The 1,362-nt window shown below is 40.9% G+C and carries 1 protein-coding gene; it reads right to left on the minus strand.

Going from position 1 to position 1,362, the window contains the following annotated elements:
* Positions 1-100: 100 nt before the first annotated feature.
* On the minus strand, positions 101-1,362 hold a 1,262-nt coding region (locus KSW37_RS15565; RefSeq protein WP_217743530.1), incomplete at its 5' end, for an IS1380-like element IS942 family transposase.

Below are 1,362 nucleotides of genomic sequence, written 5' to 3' on the forward strand. Positions count from 1 at the left end.
AACAGAAATGTCGCAGACACAAAATCCCCTTACCCCATAAAGCGACTTGAGGTAATACGCTGGTTTAACCAGAAAAGCATGGTCTTTAACCAAAGTCTGTCTAGAACAGGTTGGCATAAGCATTGTTGTCTGAGTAAATGTTCAATACATGCCTACGTGATGTCTTAATCCATTTCGCAGGAACAGAGATGAACTTGAAAACAAAGGTCTTGATTCTGCTGGTGGCACGCAATCCAAATTCATGGGTTTTCAATCTCTGCATAATAGCTTTGTAGAAGTTTCTGATGAGAGCTGTCATAAGCAGGAATACAGTATTCTGTGCCATGAACGATTTTGGCAATCGATTCCAGCCAAAGTCATTGTTCATGTCATCGAAGATGCGTTCCTTGCCACCACGAAGATTGTAGAATTCCACGATGTCTCTTGCACTCGACTTGTAATCGTTAGTCAGTATACATCTGTAGGTATATTCGCCTTCCCAAATGTCAAGGTCTCCATCTATTCGCCTTTGTCTCTGTATGACAAGACGATACGGTTTTCCTTTCCATTTCTCAACAAGGATAGAATTCAACTCAAACTCAATACCGTTGATTTCAACAGTTTTCCATCCAGTTAAGGCAAACATGGAATCGTAGAAAGAAGAGCATCTGTTGGCACGAATATAAAAATGCCTGCAATGAGCCTCTACCATATCTACGATTTCCTCCGAACATGAGCCGCAATCCATGCGGGCACGAGAAATATATATTTCCGAAGCCTCCAATCGCTTGAAGATTCTTTCCAAAGTTTCTTTTTGGTTGAAGCGTACGTTTGTGTTGCCGTCTCTATTTTCAATACCAACAATCATGTCGTTAATGACAGCTACGCCTGGACTATAGCCCAAGAACTTCTTGTAGGTTGGTTTTGCATCATACTTCTCTGTTTCAATGAACTGATGGTCAAAGTCAAAATCATACTCTTGACCGGATTTCAATTGACCAGTAGCAAGCAGGGCATTGACCAGTAAGCAGTTCATCTTGTCTGCAGTATTGAAATCATAGGATTTGCCAGAAGCAGACTTATAGGTGATGCTCTTAAAAGTCAGTTCTTCGATAGCACGTAATATGGTGTCTGCGCTGCAAGTGCGAAGAGTTGGATGAAGAGACAAATGTTTCATCAGGTGAGTTGTAACATCCTCAATACATGAGCCACCACAAAGATATACGCACATCAGAGAGCGTAGAATCTCGCTATATTGATAACCAAACATAGTGCATCTCAATCCCAAGGTGGAATCTATGGTTTGAGCTAAAAGAGCATCAAATTGCTCCATAATCGAAAAAATTCCCCCAAAAGGAGTGAGTTTCTCAGATTTTATTTGTA

The organism is Segatella copri (assembly GCF_019127135.1).
In the GTDB taxonomy this organism is placed as follows: domain Bacteria; phylum Bacteroidota; class Bacteroidia; order Bacteroidales; family Bacteroidaceae; genus Prevotella.